The sequence below is a fragment of the Bifidobacterium sp. M0353 genome (assembly GCF_016100645.1).
GTDB lineage: Bacteria > Actinomycetota > Actinomycetes > Actinomycetales > Bifidobacteriaceae > Bombiscardovia > Bombiscardovia choladohabitans.
In genome coordinates this window covers 1,021,091-1,038,446 of sequence record NZ_JACFSB010000001.1, presented here as the reverse complement: position 1 = coordinate 1,038,446, position 17,356 = coordinate 1,021,091, and the positions used below count along the sequence as shown (strand labels likewise).

The following is a 17,356-nucleotide window of genomic DNA, read 5'->3' as shown; positions in this document are numbered from 1 at the left end:
CCGGTCCGGATATGCCGGAGGATGACCTTTAGGAAAGGAAGTGGCCGTGTCAGCGATCAACGGTGCCGACATGTCGAGTCAGGACTCTTCGGGGGAACAGACCGGAGATCCAGGGAAGGCGGGCGGTCGGCTGATCGTGCTGACGGGGCCCACGGCCGTAGGCAAGGGCACTGTGGAGGCGGCCCTGCGCCATGCCCACCCTGAGGTCTGGGTCTCCGTCTCGGCCACCACTCGGGCACCGCGCCCGGGCGAAAAGGACGGCATCACCTACTGGTTCATGGATGAACAGGAGTTTGCCCGCAGGGAGGCCGCTGGGGACTTTCTGGAGACCGCCCTGGTCCATGGCATGTCCCACTATGGCACCCCGCTGCAGCCGGTTCTGGACCATCTGACGGCAGGGGTGCCCACGATTTTGGAAATAGATCTGCAGGGGGCGCATCGTGTCCGCCAACGGGCAGGGGAGCTGGGCCTGGAAGTGTTCTACGTCTTCCTGGCGCCGCCCTCATTCCAGGACCTCGTCACCAGGCTGAACATGCGGGGAACCGAAAATGAGGAGCAGCGGGCCCGCAGGTTGGAGACAGCCAAGGTGGAACTGGCCTCAGAGGATCAGTTCGACCAGGTCATAGTCAATGACAGCGTGGATAAGGCAGCCCAGGCGCTCTGGGAGGTAATCGCCAAGGAATACGGTCTCTGAGCACCTGGCCTTTATTCCAGAAGAGTCAAAAAATCCCCCAATCGAGTAAGAGCCCGATTGGGGGATTTTGGTCTATCAGTCCAGACCCGAAAGTTGGTTGATCAAATCCGGGTCGCGGGTCGCGCCCTTGTCTGCCGAGCGGGCGAATGCGGCGTAGGCCTTCAGAGCCAGGGAGACCTTGCGGTCCCTGTGGGCCACATAACCTTCACCGGCCTCCAGCTCTGCGCGGCGCTGGGCGAGTTCCTCATCGCTCAGCTCGACGTCTACACGCCGGTTGGGGATATCGATGCGGATCATGTCGCCGTTGCGGATCAGGGCGATTGGGCCCTTGTTGGCTGCTTCGGGAGCGATATGGCCGATGGCCAGGCCAGATGAGCCGCCGGAGTAGCGGCCGTCGGTCAGCAGGGCCACGTCCTTGCCGATGCCCTTGCCCTTGACGAATGAAGTGGGGTAGAGCATCTCCTGCATGCCTGGTCCGCCCTTGGGTCCCTCGTAACGGATGACCAGGGCCTGACCCTTGTGCAGGGTGCCGTTGAGTATGACCTCCACGGCCTGTTCCTGCGATTCGACCACCAGGGCCGGTCCGCGGAAGTTCCAGATTTCCTTGGGCACGCCTGCGGTCTTGACCACGCAGCCATCGGGGGCCAGATTGCCTCGCAGTATGGCCAGGCCGCCTTCGGAGACGGCCGGGTGATCCAGGTCGTGAATGGCGCCGTTGACACGGTCGGTGTCCAGGTCCTCCCACTCCTTGGACTGGTTGAAGGGCTCGGGGGAGGTGATGTGTCCAGGAGCTGCGTGATAGAGTTCCTTAGCTTCGTCCAGGCAGGTGGGTCGCATGATGTCCCAGTCGTTGAGCTTGGACTCCAGGTCCGGGTAGTCGATGGAATGCGTGTCCTGGTGAAGGACCCCGCCACGGTCCAGCTCGCCCAGGATGCCGCAGATGCCGCCGGCCCGGTGGACGTCGGATATCTCCCAGTCTCCGGAGGGAGAAGCCTTGCAGATGCAGGGGACCGTGTGGGAGATGCGCTCGATGTCGTCCAGGGTGAAGTCCACATCCGCCGACTGTGCGGCGGCCAGGATGTGCAGGACGGTGTTGGTCGATCCGCCCATGGCCACATCCATGGTCATGGCGTTTTCGAAGGCCTTCTTGGTGGCGATGGAACGTGGCAGGACCGAGTCGTCGTCATCCTGGTAGTACCGGTTGGCGATCTCGACAACCAGCTTGCCGGCCCGCTCGAAGAGCATCTTCCGCGCTGTGTGCGAGGCCAGGGTGGTGCCGTTTCCGGGCAGGGCCAGACCCATGGCCTCGGTCAGGCAGTTCATGGAATTGGCGGTGAACATGCCGGCGCAGGAACCACAGGTTGGGCAGACCGTCTTCTCCAGGGCCAGCAGACCCGCATCATCGATGCTGTCATCCGCCGAGGCGTACATGACGTCGATCAGATCGGTGCTCTCCTGGACCGTCCCGTCGGGCATGACGGTACGTCCGGCCTCCATGGGGCCGCCGGAGACGAAGACCGTGGGGATGTTCAGACGCAGAGCGGCCATGAGCATGCCGGGGGTGATCTTGTCACAGTTGGAAATGCAGATCAGGGCATCGGCGCAGTGGGCATTGACCGAGTACTCCACGGCATCAGCTATCAGGTCACGGCTGGGCAGAGAGTAGAGCATGCCGGTATGACCCATGGCGATGCCGTCGTCCACGGCGATGGTGTTGAACTCGCGGGGGATGCCGCCCGCTTCCTTGACGGCCTTGGAGACCAGGCGCCCCACCTTGTTCAGGTGGACGTGGCCGGGCACGAACTCGGAGAATGAGTTGGCGATGGCCACGATGGGCTTGCCGAAGTCCTCACCCTTGACGCCAGCGGCACGATAGAGAGCACGGGCGCCCGCGAACTCTCGTTCCTTCATCAACTTGGCTGATCGCATCTGCATAGTTTTATTCAAGTGATCGTGGGCATCAACGGGTTGATCATGACCACATGTTGGAACTTTCGGTCTTTTCACCCTGCTTTTTCCGGCAGAGAAGCATCCGAGGCTAAAATCGAGCCCGGGCGGTAAAATCATTCAGATTGAATGAATGGTTCATCCAGTTGAATTGGAGAAACATCTTATGGCATTCGGTACCGAGCCCCATCCGCAGGGATTTGCGAATCCTCCCATCGACGATCTCATGAAGCACGCCGATTCGAAGTATGCGCTCTCTATCTTCGCGGCCAAGCGGGCCCGTCAGATCAATTCCTATTTCACACAGCTCAACGAGGGCCTGCTGCAGAACGTCGGCCCACTGGTCGAGTACCAGAACCAGGAGAAGCCCCTGTCCATCGCCTTCCGCGAAATCAACGAGGGCTTGCTTGAGGAGACCCTGGGCGAGGACGATCTGAGCGAAGGCAACTGAACCTTCGACTCTCAGTGCGGGGTTCTCGGGCGGTGACGGTTTCTAGACAAAGGTGAATGAAATGACAGAGCGACGGCTGATTTCGGCTGAATCAGTGACCGAGGGCCATCCAGACAAGGTCTGCGACCAGATTTCCGATGCCATCCTGGACGATCTGATCGCCCAGGATCCGCACTCGCATGTGGCTGTGGAGACCTCGGCGGCCACGGGCCTCTTCTTCGTCTTCGGAGAGGTCTCATCCCAGGGCTACACGGACATTCAGTCCCAGGTCCGGTCGGTGCTGCGCAGGATTGGCTACACATCGTCAGAAATTGGTCTGGACGCGGATTCCTGCGGCGTGACCGTGGCTCTGAGCGAGCAGAGCAAGGAAATCAACCAGGGTGTGGAACGGCTGTCGGCCAGTCAGGAAAGTGCTGCCACCCGTGAGGAACGTTACCAGTCCCAGGGGGCCGGCGACCAGGGCGTCATGTTCGGGTACGCCTGTGATGAGACCGACACGCTCATGCCCCTGCCCATCTATCTGGCCCATCAGCTGGCCATCCGGCTGGCACAGGTTCGCAAGGAGGGGATCATCCCCCATCTGCGGCCCGACGGCAAGACCCAGGTCACCATCGAATACGATCAGGATGACCGTCCCCGCCGGGTGGACACGGTCCTCATCTCCACTCAGCACGATCCCGAGGTGGGTCATGACTGGCTGCAGGAGCAGTTGATGGAGCATGTCATCACGCCCGTGCTGGATCGCGTCTGCGGCAAGGCCGTCGAGCACCAGGGCTACCGGGTGCTGGTCAATCCGACCGGTTCCTTTATTCTGGGCGGCCCTGCGGCTGACGCAGGATTGACCGGTCGAAAGATCATCGTGGACACCTATGGCGGTGCGGCCCATCATGGAGGCGGCGCCTTCTCCGGCAAGGATCCCAGCAAGGTCGACCGGTCCGCCGCCTACGCGGCGCGTTGGGTGGCCAAGAACATCGTGGCCGCTGGGTTGGCGCACAAGGTTGAGGTCCAGGTGGCCTATGCCATTGGCGTGGCCGATCCGGTCAGCGTCAACGTTGAGACCTACGGCACCGAGGAGGGGGTCAGCCGGGAGCAGATCCAGGAGGCCGTGCGCGAGGTCTTCGACCTGCGGCCTGCTGCCATCATCGACGAGCTGAATCTGTTGAGACCCATCTATGCCAAGACTGCAGCCTATGGGCACTTCGGCCGGGAGGATCCCGATTTCACCTGGGAGCAGGTTGACAAGGTGGGCGAGCTCAAGGCAGCCATCGGCATGACCAGGTAGTAGCTGTTCGTCAAGAGCCACGGTGGGTTTCCAGGTCGTCGACCGGGGAATCCGCCGTGGTTCTCTTAGTTGTGAAAGCGAGGGGTGCAGCCATGGATTCGCAGGCCGTCAGTCAGCCCGCCCTGGATGGTCTTGCCCCACGCCGTCGTTCGAGCAGCAGTCGAAGGAAGCCTCCCCGCCGCCCGGCCGATGAACTTCCTGTGGCACGGGTGGTGCTGGACGTGCAGGCCACTCATCTGGGCGGGACATTCGATTATCTGGTGGATGCCGACCAGGACGATCATGCGCAGCCGGGATGCCTGGTTCGCGTCCGGTTCGGGGCGCGCAGGGTCAACGGCATCATCTGGGAACGTGTGGCAGACAGCCAGGTTCCCCGTGCCTCCCTGCGTTTCCTGGAGCGGGTGGTGCTGGATCACAGCCTGATTTCACCTTCCCTGCGCGCGGACATCACTGCCATCGCCGGCGCCTATGGGGGCACCGAGGCCAATATTCTGCGGCTGGCCCTTCCCCCTCGAGTGGCGCGCATTGACAAGGAGCAGCAGCTGGTTCCCGGTCAGCCCCGATTGGCTTCCGACCCCGCCTGGGTGGCCGGGCTGGCCCAGCGACACAAGGACCTGAAACAAAGGCTTGATCCGGGCTATCAGGGGTTGGAGAATCTGGACCAATCGCTGGAAGACGATGCCTTCGCCTCCTTTTTGGCTGACATTCTGCCTGGCATGGACCAGGCCGCCCTACTGGCTGCCAGGGTGCTGATAGCCGCCCTGCTGGCCGGCAGATCGGCGGTTATGGTGCTGCCGGGCACCCGTCAGGTGGTCCACCTGTCCGCAGTCCTCCAGCAACTTGGGTTGCGTCCCTTCGGCCCTTCTGTCACAGCAGGTCCTGGCCAACAGGAGGCCCGCGGCTGGTCCGGAGATTTCGCCGTTCTGGACAGCGGTATGGCTCCTGCCGAGCGGTACAGGGCCTACCTTGCTCTGGCCTCCGGTCAGGTCCGTTGCGCCATAGGACTGCGGGCTGCGATGTACGCCCCGGTGGAGGGTCCAGCCCTCTTCGCTCTGATGGACGATGCCAGCTACCAGTATGCCGACGGGATGATGCCATACGCCAACGCTCGTGGGGTATTGAGGCTGCGGGCGCGTGCCCATGGCGGCGTCTTCCTGGCCATGGCCCGTGCCAGAAGTGTGCGTTCCCACTGGGAGAGTCTGCCCGAGGCTGCCGAAGCAGACTCTGGCGTGACCGGTCCAGGCACCGCTTTGACACTTGACCGGCCTGCGGTGACGACCTTACAGCCTTGGATTCGCTGGCTGAACCGGGAGGAACTGAGCCATCTGGCCGACCCGACCATGGGCGCCCGGGTTCCTCACACCGCCGTCGCCGTCATCAACAAAGCCTTGGAGCGTGGTCCGGTTTTGCTGTCCATTCCTCAGGACGGCATTTTCGAAAGCCTGAGTTGCGCTCGCTGCCATCATCAGGCTCGTTGCCCGCGTTGCACCGGACCCCTGCGGGCCAGGCGGCCTGGCGCGCCGCGATGCGCCTGGTGCGGGGCTGCGGCTACGGACTGGTCCTGCCCGGATTGCGGGGGTTCACGGCTCCGGGTGGTCAGGGTAGGCGCCGCCGGGACGGCCCAGGAGCTGCGCATGCTCTTCAGAAATGTGCCCATCGTAATTTCTTCGCCCAGCCAGCCTCGCGGGGTGGTCGAATACATAAAGGATCGTCCCAGTCTGGTCATCGCCGCCCCGGGCGCCGAGCCCAGGGTGGTTGGCTCGGGCGTCGATGGCAACAATACAGACACTGGCGATTCGGATCTGCCCCGGCTGTCGCGAGGATACCGGGCCGTGGCAATTCTGGATGCCTGGACCAGCCTGTATGCCCCTGGCGTCGATGCTCGTATGGACACCCTGGGAGCCTGGATGCGCGTGGCCTCCTTCTGCCGCTCCCGGGCACAGGGAGGTCAGGTGCTCCTGCTGGGGGAGTGCGATCCTCAGCTGGCCCAGGCGCTGATGACCTGGCAGGGGCCGGTGTTGGCCGCCGCCGATTTGGAGGACCGTCGGCTGACCGCCATGCCCCCTGCGGTCGGCATGGCTGCAATCTGGGGCGAAAGGGAGGCCGTCGTCTGGATGTTGGACGCCGTCGGGATTGCGCCAGGTCAGGAGGCTGTGACGGATGCTGGTCCTGAGCCTGTCCCTGCCCTGCTTGGGCCTGTGCCCATACCGGCGCCGTCCACGCTGAAAGCCGGCTATCTGGAGGGAACCCAAGACAGGGTCCGAGCCCTGGTCCGGGTGCCCACCGGCAGCCGGGACAAGCTGGCTGATGATCTCAAGCAGGCTCAGGCCAAGTATGTGGCCGGTCGTGGGCGAGGAGAGCTGCGCTTCCGGATGGATCCCAAGGATCTGACCTGATCGGCGCTCCAGGCGGATATGCAGGGGGTCTATGCGACGTGGTTTCATGAGGGAACGCAGTCAAAGGTGTATAAGAACGAACTCAGGAAAGGCGGAGAGCCATGAAGGGATGGCCGGGCGAGATCCGGGTTGAGGCAGATGTGATCCAGGCTGGGCAGGAAGCAGCTCAGGCCCAGGGTCAGCCCATTGAGCAGGTCATCTTCGACTTCGGCAACGTCCTGATTCGTTGGCAGCCCGAGATGGCCATGGTGGCCCGATACGGGCGCGGGAGCATCGAAGCCCTGCTGGACGACAACCGTTCCGGCTTCTACCGGGCCAACAACATGATGGACGGCGGAGCCACCTGCGCCCAGGCCCGTGACTGGGTGGCCGCCAACTGCGGGTCCCCCTGGGATGACATGTTCGCCTACTACTGTGACCACTTCGTCGATTCGCTGACCGGCCCGGTGCCCGGTGCCCGCATGCTGGTGGATGATCTGAAAGCGGCAGGCTTGGGTGTATGGGGGTTGACCAACTGGGGCGCAGAGCTCTTCCATTACGCCTGGGACGGCGACTCCTTCCTGCATAGACTGGACGGGGTGGTGGTCTCCGGGCCCATCCACATGCGCAAACCCGACCCGGCCATTTACCGCTATGCCCTGGATCAGTTCGGAATCCAGGCTGACAGGGCCCTCTTCGTGGATGACAAGGGTATGAATGTAGTCGGTGCCAACAAGGCCGGCATCCGCAGCCTGCGATTCAGTGACCCCTATGGACTGCGCACCGCTCTGATCGAGGCAGGGGTGAACATTCCTCAGGTTCGGTGAAGGCGCGGAGGTCCGAAGTCGTCGGATGAAAAGGAGATTGCCTATATGGTCATGACATTGCTGTTCGCGGGCACGCCTCAGGTCGCCTTGCCATCTCTGAGATTGTTGGCGGCCGATCAGGAGCATTTCCGGGTTGCTGCCGTGCTCACCAGACCCGACGCTCCCCAGGGGCGTGGAAGGCATCTGCATCCCAGTCCGGTCAAGGCTGAGGCCCTGAAGCTGGGAATTCCCGTTCTTGAAAACAACCCATCCGATCCGGATTTTCCGGCACGGCTGCAGGATACTGGTGCCAGCTGTGCAGCCGTCGTGGCCTACGGGCGGATCCTGCGTCAGCCGGTCCTGGATGCCTTTGAGGGGGGCTGGTACAACTTGCACTTTTCCCTGCTGCCGCAGTGGCGGGGGGCGGCTCCGGTACAGCGGGCCATCTGGGCCGGGGATACCATCACCGGCGCCACGGTCTTCCGGCTGACGGCCGGTATGGATGAAGGGCCCATCCTGGCCCAGTCCACGGTCGAGATCGGGCCGCACGAGACCTCGGGCGAGCTGCTGGATCGCCTGGCTGAGGACGGATCCCACCTGCTGGCTGCCAGTCTGGAGGCCCTTGCGGAAGGTCGGATTCAACCCGAGAAGCAGACTCAGGGCGCTTACCAGGTGGCCGCCAAAATCACCCACCAGGATGCCCACATGCGTTTCGATGTGCCCGTCTTCGCCCTGGATCGACAGGTCCGGGCCTGCAGCCCGGAACCGGGAGCCTGGTGTCTGTATCGGCAAGGCGATGACCCGCAGGACAGGCAGACAGGGCTGACCGTGCTCAGGGCGGCACCAGCCCTGGGGGATGAGCCCGGTCTTCCCTTGCATCTGGAGCCGGGTCGGCTGGCCATGGACCGTCGCCATCTCTGGGTGGGTACCAAGACCCTGCCCTTGGAGCTGCAGATGGTCAAGGCTGCCGGCAAGCGCGCCATGAAGGCCATGGACTGGGCCCGTGGAGCTCGTTTGGAGGACGGAGACCGCTGCAGCTGAGTCCCTCCGCCCGGCTGGCTGTCCAGGCCGAGCGGGGCTCCCAGGGCGGACGAAGGAGAGAAGAGAGAAGTCATGCAGTCCGACGATGTTGAGCAATCTGAACCTGTCAATGACCAGGATCAGGCCGCTGATCGGCGCAACCGGGCCCTGGCTGCGGCGCTGACCAGGGCTGCCAAGGAACTGTCCAAGGCCAAGAGCCAGTTGGCCCAGCTGGGCCAACCGCCCTTGACTGTCGCCCTCGCCCTGGGTGTGGATTCTGTCGCCTATGACAGTCAGGGGGTGCAGCAGGCCCGTCTGTTGATCCTGAACGGTTCCAGGCGGATGGTGGTGCCCCTGGCGCCCGATATCCACGCCGAGCGGATCAGGGCCGGCCAGGAGGTTCTGCTCAATGCCGATATGGTGGTGGTGCGTGTGGGCGATCAGCCGGTGACCGGTCAGGTTCGCACGTTGCGGGAGACCTTGGAATCCGGAGCCTTGCTGGTGGAAGACCCCTCCGGACAGACTCGCGTTGTTGCACGCGCAGGGTCTCTGCAGGACCAGCCCATCGAGGCGGGTAGCGCCTTGCTCATGGACGAAAGCTGTTCGATGGCCCTGGCTGTTCTGCCTGAGTCGGACCGGTCCGACATGCTGCTGGAGGAGACCCCCGACGTGGACTTCTCGGATATTGGGGGTCTGGACAGGCAGATTGAGCGGATTCGTGATGCGGTCCAGCTGCCCTTCCAACATACCGATCTGATGCGTCGTTATGGGCTTCAGGCCCCCAAGGGTGTTCTGCTCTACGGGCCGCCCGGAAACGGCAAGACCATGATCGCCAAGGCCCTGGCTCGCGCCCTGGCCCAGGAGAGCGACGGCCACGGGATCTTCCTGTCGGTAAAGGGCCCCGAGGTGCTCAACAAGTTCGTGGGGGAGTCGGAACGGCTGGTCCGCCGCCTGTTCGCCAGGGCCCGCAGCCTGGCAGGCCAGGGTGGACCGGTGGTGGTCTTCATCGACGAGATGGATGCCCTGCTGCGAACCCGGGGATCGGGCATCTCGTCGGATGTTGAGACCACCATCGTCCCCCAGTTCCTGACCGAGCTTGACGGTGTCGAGTCCCTGGACCAGGTCATGGTCATCGGTGCCTCCAACCGCATCGACATGATCGACCCGGCGGTTCTGCGCCCAGGACGGCTGGATGTCAAGATCCGCATCGACCGGCCCGACAGGACCAGGTCCGCCGCCATTCTGGGCAAATATCTGGGTTCCGATATGCCCATGGAGGATGATGCCAGTCCGGAGGAGCTGATCCAGGTATTGGTCGATGGACTCTTCGCACGGGATGGTGACCATCTGCTGGGCAAGGTCATGGATGTCACGGGCCGCTGGCAGCCCCTCTACCTGGAGTCTGTGGTCTCCGGCGCCATGCTGCACAACCTGGTTGATCGGGTCAAGACCATGGCGGTCAAGGCCTCCATCGAGCAGGGTCGACAGGTGGGTCTTGACCGTGGGTTCTGCACGAGGGCGGTCCGCGGGCAGTATGAGGAAACTCTTGAGGAGGTGCGTGGCCAGGATCCGGACCGCTGGGCCGATCTGGCCGGACTGCGTCCAGGGCAGGTCCAGGAGGTTCGCCCGGTCGGCGGGCCAGGGGAGCGGTCATGAATGCCGGGCGGGTTATGGGCACCGAAACGGAGTATGCCATTGCCGACCCCCGGGATCCCGGCGCTGATCCACGTACTTTGGCCCTGCGTCTGGTAAGGGCCGCTGCCCAGCCGGACTTGGCGCACATCCGCTGGGACTACGGGAATGAGGATCCGGTCAATGATGCCAGGGGAGGTCGGCTACCACGTTCAGCTGCCGCTCCGAGCATGCTCACCGATGCGCCTGGTGCCCGGCTGATCGATGTGGCAGCTCCCAATGGCGCTCGGATTTATGTGGATCATGCCCATCCCGAGTATGCCTCGGCGGAAACGGTGAATGCCTTCGATGCGCTGGTCCAGGACCGCGCGGGGGACCGGATGATGGCCCTGGCCGCAGAAAGGGCCGGAGGCCTGGCTCTTTACAAGAACAATGTGGACGGCAAGGGTGCCGCCTGGGGATCCCATGAGAATTATCTGATGGACAGGGCGGTGCCCTTCGCCAGGGTGGCGGCCCTGATGACCATTCATTTCGTTACCCGGCAGATCTACACCGGTTCGGGCAGAGTGGGCCTGGGGCCCAGGAGCGAGGAGGCTGGCTTCCAGCTCAGCCAGCGCGCCGACTATCTGACCAGCCGGATTGGACTGCAGACCACCTTCGGACGACCGATCATCAATACCCGGGACGAGTCCCATGCGGGGCCGGGCAGCCGCCGTCTCCATGTGATTGTGGGCGATGCCAACCGGCTGGATGCGCCCCTTGTCCTCAAGCTGGGGACCACCGATCTGCTGCTGGCGCTCCTGGAGTCCGAGGGAGATTCGACCCGTCTGGTCGATGAACTGCTGGATCGCTGGACGCTGGATGATCCGGTGTCGGCCCTGCACACGGTTTCCCGTGATGTCACCCTGACCAAGCCTTTGGCCTTGGCAAACGGAGGATTCGCCGATGCGCTGACCATTCAAGGGGCCTTGCTGGATGCGGTCCGACAGGTCAGAAGGGATGCCGACCGGCCAGGTTGTGCCGACGACCGGGTTCTGAACCTCTGGGGCCAGGCGCTCGAGGATCTGGCTCTGGTTCGTTCGTGCGACGACGAGGGCCGTCTGGCCATGCATGACCAGGCAGGCAGGTTGGAATGGCTGCTCAAGTGGCAGCTCTTGGAGCGTCTGCGTCGCCGTCGGTCCCTATCCGACTGGTCGGATCCCCGTCTGGCGGCCCTGGATCTGGCCTGGGCACGGGTGGATCCCGGCCGTGACCTGCCCTGGCGACTCAGAGGATCCGTTCTGCAACTGGCCAATCGCGACCAGATCACCAGGGCCATGGACCAGGGTCCGGAGCAGACCCGGGCCTGGTGCCGTTCCCAGCTGCTCCACCGTTGCCCTGATGTGGTCAGGGCAGTCTCCTGGAGTCGTGTCATTCTTGACGAGCAGGGACCGGAGGGGGAGTCTAGGACCAGGGTCGTGGACCTGTCCGATCCGTTGGGTCACACACGGTCTTCCTGCCGGGATGGCCGCGACATATACTGCTCATAGCGCAGAAAATAGTCCGATATCAGACCGGACGACCACCGGTGGACCACGGTCGGCAATGCCTCGACCACCCGTTTGAAAGAGAAGAGAAGTATGGAATTGCGCGATTTGGCCATGCAGGCCGCCACCATCGCTGTGGAGGCCGGCCGTCATGCCCTCCAGGACCAGATCAATCCCCACGATCCCCGCTCCACATCGGCCATCGGCCAGGGAACCCAGTTCTCTCCGGGCATTGATACGCGTCTGATCCGTTACTGCCGGACCAAGATCGCCGCCCTGGACCCCATGGACGGATTCTGGGAGGAGGAGGCCGGCAACCGCCGTCCGGGCGGCCGCTACTGGTGCCTGGGCCACATCGACGGTCCGGTCAACTACGTACGCAACATGGCCGAATGGACGCTGACCATCTCCCTGTTCGCCGTGGACGAGAAGGGCCACGCCTCACCGGTCCTGGGCATTGTACATGCCCCGGTCCTGGGCCTGACCTATCTGGCAGCCAAGGGCCAGGGCGCCATCAGGATCCGACGAACCATCGTGGGCGACAAGCGGGAGAAGATCATCCCCTCCACTATGACCACCCTGAACGGGTCAGTGATCAGCTTCGGCATGTCCTACTTCCCCAACGAGTCCGAAAAGGTCCTGCAGATCGTCTCGCGCATGGCCGGCAAGCCTGCCGACATCAAGCGCGTCGGTCCTGTCTCGCTGGATCTGTGCCGGGTGGCGGACGGAAGCTACGACGCCTACTTCGAGCCGGCCCTGCACTCCTGGGACATCCCTGCTGTCTCTGCGGCGGCTGTCGTGGTCCGGGAGGCCAAGGGCACCCTCTGGCGCTGGGACGGCGGACATGTGCGCTGGGAGGGCAGCAACGACGTGGTGGCCACCAACGGACTCATCGCGGAGGATTTGAACACGTATCTGAGCGGGCGCTGATCCGCGCCGGGAAGGAGAGTGACCATGGCTGAGGCATCCCAGCAGGGGCGGCGCATGACAGCCGGGCAGGAGCAGGAGCAGGAAGAGGATCTGCCGCAGACCGGTGCACAGGAACAGGGCCAGACGGCTGGATCCGACCTGGATGCTGTCCTGGATGACATCGAGACCACCCTGGAGACCAACGCCAAGGAGTATGTGCAGGGCTTCGTCCAGAAGGGCGGTCAGTGATCCATGGCGGAAGGGCAGGGGCAGGGGACTGACTCGGACTTTCACAGGATATTCGGCATCGAGACCGAGTATGGACTGAGCCTGACCGGTGCCAGTGCCCCCTACGCCGCCGGCAGGGTGGCTATGGCCATGTTCCGCCCTCTCATTGATAAGCACGGATCAACCAACATCTATCTACCCAATGGTGCCCGGCTCTACCTGGACGTGGGCTCCCACCCGGAGTATGCCACAGCGGAGGCCCGTGATCCGCTGACAGCCCTGACCCAGGTGCTGGCCGGGGAGCGGATCATGGCCGACCTTGCAGATCGCGCCCGGAATCGTCTGGCGGAGGACCTGCGCAGGCCCGTCAAGGTTCACGTCTTCGCCAACAATGTGGATGCCCAAGGCCATGCCTTCGGCTGCCATGAGAATTACCTGCTGGACCGGCGAGTCCCCTTGGACATGGTCGGAGCCTGCCTGGTCCCTTTCTTGGTCACCCGGCAGCTGATCACCGGGGCGGGTCGTCTGAGTCCCGATGGGTTCCAGCTCAGCCAGCGGGCCGACTTTCTGGATGAGGCGGTCTCCTCGGCCACCACCCGTGCCCGTCCCATGGTCAACACCCGTGACGAGCCTCTGGCTGATCCCGAGCGATGGCGTCGTCTGCATGTGATCGTAGGGGATACCAACCGGTCGCCGCTGGCCACTTGGTTCAAGATGGCTAGCACCCACCTTGTCCTCAATCTGATCGAGCAAGCCTGCCGTCGGGGCAGACGGCCAGACCTGGTCGACTGCGCCCTGGCTGACCCCGGTGCAGCCGTCCGAGTCGTCAGTCGGGATCGGACCGGCCGGGTCACTCTGGAACTGCAGGATTCCACAAAGACCGGTGGCATCAGTGCTCTGGGTCTGCAAGAGGCCTATTGGTCGGCCTGCAAGGCCTTGGTCGACCAACAGGAGGATATAGGTATCGACCGGTCCCAGGCTCTGCGTGCCCTGCGACTTTGGAGGTCGGCCTTGGATGCGCTGGACGAGGGACGTTGGCAGGATCTGGCTGACTGGGTGGACTGGGCTGCCAAGCTGCGCCTTCTCCAGGGCCTGAGTCGACGAGGCGCCGGAAGGGTTCTGGAAGAGGCGCTGGACCTGGACTATCACGATCTGAGCGCGGGAAGGTCCTTCCCCGGCCTGGTCAGGTATGGGCTCATGCGCTCGCCGGTCGACGACTCCGAGGTGCAGCGCGCCATGGACCAGCCTCCGGAGGATACCCGGGCCCGTCTGCGTGGCGACTTCGTACGTATGGCGGACCGGGGAACGCGCGCATGGTCATGTGATTGGAGCCACCTGGTCCTGGGCGGTTCTCACCGAGTCGAGGTGGCCTTGCCCGATCCCTTCGACCATCTGGGGCCACCCCGATACCACTCCCTGATGGACTTCCTGAGGGGTGCCGGAAAGCCGAGTGCCTAGGGTCCGGTTTGCACTGCTGATCATCCGTCAGATCTTACTGTAAAAGGAAGGGCCCCGACATCCTTGGATGGATGCCGGGGCCCTTGCAGAAAGGCTGGTTTCACTTCTTGTTGGTGACGGCCTTCTTCAGCAGCGAGCCGGCAGAGATGCGCACGCCATAGCTGGCCGGAATCTTGATGGTCTCACCGGTGCGGGGGTTGCGTCCGGTACGGGCGGCACGCTTGACACGCTCGGCCGAGAACAGACCGGTCAGCTTCAGACCCTCACCGGACTTCATGGCCTCGACGAAGACATCCTGGAAGGCGTTGACAGCAGCTTCCGCCTGAGCCTTGGTCAGGTTGGACTTCTGTGCAATCTTCGAAACGAGATCAGACTTGTTGTATGCCATAGAACATCCTTCTTTCGGGGGCCTCCCACTGCTTGATTTGGGGAAAGCCCAACGGTCAATGACTGATATTAGCGCAGATTAGGCCCAAACACCGCATTTTCCGGGGGTTTTCGACATTTCACCACGCGTTTTTTGAGGCCGTCGGGATTGGGACTGCCCGAAGGTTCCTCAGATGCGATTATGGCTGCTCAGCCAACGCATGGCCAGGGCTCCGAGGGGGATGCGTAGCCAGTAGGTGGCCACCCGGAAGACCAGAGTGGCCGATATGGCCACGCCCGAGGGAACACCTGCCAGGCGGAAGGCGGAGAAGAGCACTGCCTCTATGGCCCCCAGACCGCCGGGGGTGGGGACGGCCGAGCCTAGCGTGTTGGCCAGGAGGAAGACGAAGGTGGTCTCGAACACGTTGGTCCTGCATCCGAAGGCCATCAGGGCGGCCCAGAAACTCATGCCCAGGGCGGCTGACTGCAGCACGGCCCCAAGCACGGCCACCACCAGCTGCCTGGGCTGGGTCAGAATCTCCACAAGGTGGCGGGCGTAGGAGGCCACGATGGGCATCAGCCGTTCCATGACCAGCCGCCGCGTGTATGGGATGGCCATGATCAGGGCCGCGATGATGGCCACCGTCCCGATGACGATGACCAGGGTGTTGGTGGGGATCATCCCGGATAGGGTGTTGCGCCCTGTGAACAGCCCGATGACGATCAGCAGACAGAAGGTGGTTGCGAACTGGACCGCCACCACGGCGCTCATGATGGCCGTGGCCATGGTGTTGTCGTAACCGTCCCGCCGCAGGAACTGCAGGTTGACGAAGGCCGGCCCCACCCCGGCGGGCATGGAGACCGAGGTGAACGAGGAGGCGACCTGGGACAGGAAGATGCCCTTGAAGTCGCGTTTGGCCGGGTCGATGAAGACTCCCAGGGTGATGGCGCAGCCCACCCAGGACAGTGACCCCAGCAGGAAGGAGAGTCCGGCCATCCAAGGGTTGGCGTTGCGGACGGCGCTGATGACCTGGGGCAGGTTGAACTGGGTGATGATGACCGCCACTGCCACCACCAAGAGGGCCAGTGCCAGGAAGCTACGCAGGCTGAAGCGGGAAAGGGTCACCTGGCCGGTCTCCGCCACCGACTCAGGTGGAGCCAGGGCCCGCAGCTGTTTGCGAAGGTCTGCCAGAATCTGCCGATCCCAGCCGGGCAGGGACTGGGTCTGTGAGGGAATGGCCACCATCTGGCAGAAGGGCGACAGTCCGGCCAGGGTCTTGACCCCCCAGGAGGCACGGGCGGCCTCGATGGCTTGGTCCACGCCGATCATCGTGGCAACCAGGGCCAGAAGCTGGATGCGGTCCAGGGCGATGTTGGCTTGGGAGCTGGCGCTGTCGCCGTTCTCCCAGCCGGCGATGACCATGGAGCCCGACTGGTCCATGGCCAGTGTCTCCGGGCGGATGCGGCGGTGTGTAAAGCCGCGATCGTTGGCCCGGCGGAGGTAGTCCATCAGCTGCTTGGCCCTGTCCGTGTCCAGGCTTCCAGGCTCCAGGGGCCGAAGGTGGACGTCATCCTCCAGGACCAGAATTGAGGATTCCGCGCTCTCCGCCAGGCCATAGGGGTGCAGGGCGGTCAGCCCCAGGTCCCGCAGTTCAGTCAGCATGGCCATGTGGTGCTGCATGGAGTTTCTGACCGACCGGTCCCGGCGCATGGAGACTCCGGACAGCTTGATCCACTGCCAGAGCTGCATCAGATAGCCCATGGTGTGCAGCTGGCCGTCCATGACCGACACCGTGTAGGTGCGGCCATCCCTGTCCTGGGCTCTGTAGATGCGGGAGGCCTCGATAAGGTCGTCGGCGAGGGCAGGCAGGGGCTGGCCATCGGCATCCAGACTTGGATCCTGACGTTCCAGACTGGCGGTTTGGATGCCGATGGATGCTATGGCCTGTACCACTCCCTGTCCCCAGGCACCCTTGTTCTGCGTGCCCGCCAGGTATCGGACGACCATGCCCATGATCCGTCCCAGAATCAGCGAAACCAGAACCCCGCTGGCCGAGTTGGAGGATATGGCGACCATGATGACGGCCACAATATATAGGGCGTTCCATCCCCACTTGACCGAGCTGCGCAAGCGACGGGGTCCTGCTGCGCTCAGGAAGGCAGCCAGACCGGCATAGAAGTCGGGAAGCAGGACGGGTGACCCTATGGCGTTCTGGGAGCTGAATGAGGCAATCAAGGTCGGGTTGCCCGCCTTCAGGATCAGGTTGGAGGTCAGCATGACCAGCCCGAACCCTAGGAACATGGCCAGGGGGGCGGTGATGGCCTGGATCCATTCCCTGTTGACCAGCAGGTGGACAATCACGGTCAGGACCACGGTCACGGTCACTGCCTGCTGGAGGAAGGCGGTAGGTACGTCCATGAGCCAGTCCATGGCATTGCCGGCCTGGCGCATGTCCGATTCGACCCCGGCCGCTATGCCCTTCAGATAGACAGCCGCCAGGGTAACCAGGATTCCCAGGATCAGGGCAGCCAAGGCTCGCAGCAGATCCTCGGCATCGTGGACCCGTTGGGGCGGGGTGTCCCGGATGACGACCTGATCCGCCTTGACGGGATCGGCGGAATCGGTGTCCTCGGGGGTTATGGTCGACTGGGACGGGGTCAT

14 protein-coding genes are annotated in these 17,356 nt (G+C 63.6%); 11 read left to right on the top strand and 3 right to left on the bottom strand.

Going from position 1 to position 17,356, the window contains the following annotated elements:
* Positions 1-70 precede the first annotated feature (70 nt).
* Complete coding sequence (gene gmk, locus H3V04_RS04260) at positions 71-694, top strand: guanylate kinase (RefSeq protein WP_198187517.1); 624 nt, start codon at positions 71-73, stop codon at positions 692-694.
* Positions 695-769: 75 nt separating this feature from the next.
* Here the strand turns inward: gmk and ilvD are convergent, their stop codons facing one another.
* Positions 770-2,629, bottom strand: coding sequence for a dihydroxy-acid dehydratase (ilvD, locus tag H3V04_RS04255; protein ID WP_045935555.1), 1,860 nt, complete (start codon positions 2,627-2,629; stop codon positions 770-772).
* A gap of 178 nt (positions 2,630-2,807) precedes the next feature.
* Between ilvD and rpoZ the strand changes: the two genes are divergently transcribed.
* From rpoZ to H3V04_RS04205, 10 genes are all read left to right on the top strand, one after another.
* Complete coding sequence (gene rpoZ / locus H3V04_RS04250; RefSeq protein ID WP_015022131.1) at positions 2,808-3,092, top strand: DNA-directed RNA polymerase subunit omega; 285 nt, start codon at positions 2,808-2,810, stop codon at positions 3,090-3,092.
* A gap of 61 nt (positions 3,093-3,153) precedes the next feature.
* Positions 3,154-4,374 (top strand): methionine adenosyltransferase, encoded by a 1,221-nt coding sequence (gene metK / locus H3V04_RS04245; RefSeq protein WP_198187312.1) that lies wholly within the window; start codon positions 3,154-3,156, stop codon positions 4,372-4,374.
* Between the two features lie 92 nt (positions 4,375-4,466).
* Entirely contained in the window at positions 4,467-6,770 is a 2,304-nt protein-coding gene (locus tag H3V04_RS04240) for a primosomal protein N' (RefSeq protein WP_198187311.1), read from the top strand.
* Positions 6,771-6,871: 101 nt separating this feature from the next.
* The gene (locus tag H3V04_RS04235; RefSeq protein ID WP_198187310.1) at positions 6,872-7,576 is read left to right on the top strand and encodes an HAD family phosphatase; all 705 of its coding nucleotides are present in this window, start codon (positions 6,872-6,874) and stop codon (positions 7,574-7,576) included.
* Positions 7,577-7,621: 45 nt separating this feature from the next.
* Positions 7,622-8,596 (top strand): methionyl-tRNA formyltransferase, encoded by a 975-nt coding sequence (gene fmt / locus H3V04_RS04230; protein ID WP_198187309.1) that lies wholly within the window; start codon positions 7,622-7,624, stop codon positions 8,594-8,596.
* 72 nt (positions 8,597-8,668) lie between these two features.
* The gene (gene arc / locus H3V04_RS04225; RefSeq protein WP_198187308.1) at positions 8,669-10,231 is read left to right on the top strand and encodes a proteasome ATPase; all 1,563 of its coding nucleotides are present in this window, start codon (positions 8,669-8,671) and stop codon (positions 10,229-10,231) included.
* Positions 10,228-11,736 carry a depupylase/deamidase Dop gene (gene dop, locus H3V04_RS04220; RefSeq protein WP_198187307.1) on the top strand — a complete coding sequence of 503 codons (1,509 nt, stop codon included), beginning with the start codon at positions 10,228-10,230 and terminating at the stop codon, positions 11,734-11,736. The genes arc and dop overlap by 4 nt, the downstream gene beginning before the upstream one ends.
* Before the next feature lie 90 nt (positions 11,737-11,826).
* Positions 11,827-12,663: an inositol monophosphatase family protein gene (locus H3V04_RS04215; RefSeq protein ID WP_045924645.1), complete on the top strand. Its 837-nt coding sequence runs from the start codon at positions 11,827-11,829 to the stop codon at positions 12,661-12,663.
* A gap of 24 nt (positions 12,664-12,687) precedes the next feature.
* The gene (locus H3V04_RS04210; RefSeq protein ID WP_198187306.1) at positions 12,688-12,891 is read left to right on the top strand and encodes a ubiquitin-like protein Pup; all 204 of its coding nucleotides are present in this window, start codon (positions 12,688-12,690) and stop codon (positions 12,889-12,891) included.
* Between the two features lie 3 nt (positions 12,892-12,894).
* Positions 12,895-14,328, top strand: a complete 1,434-nt coding sequence (locus tag H3V04_RS04205; RefSeq protein ID WP_198180065.1) for a proteasome accessory factor PafA2 family protein — start codon at positions 12,895-12,897, stop codon at positions 14,326-14,328.
* A 100-nt stretch (positions 14,329-14,428) separates the two neighbouring features.
* On the opposite strand, the gene H3V04_RS04200 is transcribed toward H3V04_RS04205, so the two are convergent.
* On the bottom strand, positions 14,429-14,716 hold the full coding sequence (locus H3V04_RS04200; protein ID WP_015022121.1) for an HU family DNA-binding protein: 288 nt from the start codon (positions 14,714-14,716) through the stop codon (positions 14,429-14,431).
* A gap of 168 nt (positions 14,717-14,884) precedes the next feature.
* The gene (locus H3V04_RS04195; RefSeq protein ID WP_198187305.1) at positions 14,885-17,356 is read right to left on the bottom strand and encodes a lysylphosphatidylglycerol synthase transmembrane domain-containing protein; all 2,472 of its coding nucleotides are present in this window, start codon (positions 17,354-17,356) and stop codon (positions 14,885-14,887) included.

What these genes read in the sequence shown, in the direction of transcription:
- gmk (WP_198187517.1), top strand. Translation starts at nt 71, where the DNA reads ATGTCGAGTCAGGACTCTTCGGGGGAACAGACCGGAGATCCAGGGAAG.
- ilvD (WP_045935555.1), bottom strand. Translation starts at nt 2,629, where the DNA reads ATGCAGATGCGATCAGCCAAGTTGATGAAGGAACGAGAGTTCGCGGGC.
- rpoZ (WP_015022131.1), top strand. Translation starts at nt 2,808, where the DNA reads ATGGCATTCGGTACCGAGCCCCATCCGCAGGGATTTGCGAATCCTCCC.
- metK (WP_198187312.1), top strand. Translation starts at nt 3,154, where the DNA reads ATGACAGAGCGACGGCTGATTTCGGCTGAATCAGTGACCGAGGGCCAT.
- H3V04_RS04240 (WP_198187311.1), top strand. Translation starts at nt 4,467, where the DNA reads ATGGATTCGCAGGCCGTCAGTCAGCCCGCCCTGGATGGTCTTGCCCCA.
- H3V04_RS04235 (WP_198187310.1), top strand. Translation starts at nt 6,872, where the DNA reads ATGAAGGGATGGCCGGGCGAGATCCGGGTTGAGGCAGATGTGATCCAG.
- fmt (WP_198187309.1), top strand. Translation starts at nt 7,622, where the DNA reads ATGGTCATGACATTGCTGTTCGCGGGCACGCCTCAGGTCGCCTTGCCA.
- arc (WP_198187308.1), top strand. Translation starts at nt 8,669, where the DNA reads ATGCAGTCCGACGATGTTGAGCAATCTGAACCTGTCAATGACCAGGAT.
- dop (WP_198187307.1), top strand. Translation starts at nt 10,228, where the DNA reads ATGAATGCCGGGCGGGTTATGGGCACCGAAACGGAGTATGCCATTGCC.
- H3V04_RS04215 (WP_045924645.1), top strand. Translation starts at nt 11,827, where the DNA reads ATGGAATTGCGCGATTTGGCCATGCAGGCCGCCACCATCGCTGTGGAG.
- H3V04_RS04210 (WP_198187306.1), top strand. Translation starts at nt 12,688, where the DNA reads ATGGCTGAGGCATCCCAGCAGGGGCGGCGCATGACAGCCGGGCAGGAG.
- H3V04_RS04205 (WP_198180065.1), top strand. Translation starts at nt 12,895, where the DNA reads ATGGCGGAAGGGCAGGGGCAGGGGACTGACTCGGACTTTCACAGGATA.
- H3V04_RS04200 (WP_015022121.1), bottom strand. Translation starts at nt 14,716, where the DNA reads ATGGCATACAACAAGTCTGATCTCGTTTCGAAGATTGCACAGAAGTCC.
- H3V04_RS04195 (WP_198187305.1), bottom strand. Translation starts at nt 17,356, where the DNA reads ATGACCCCGTCCCAGTCGACCATAACCCCCGAGGACACCGATTCCGCC.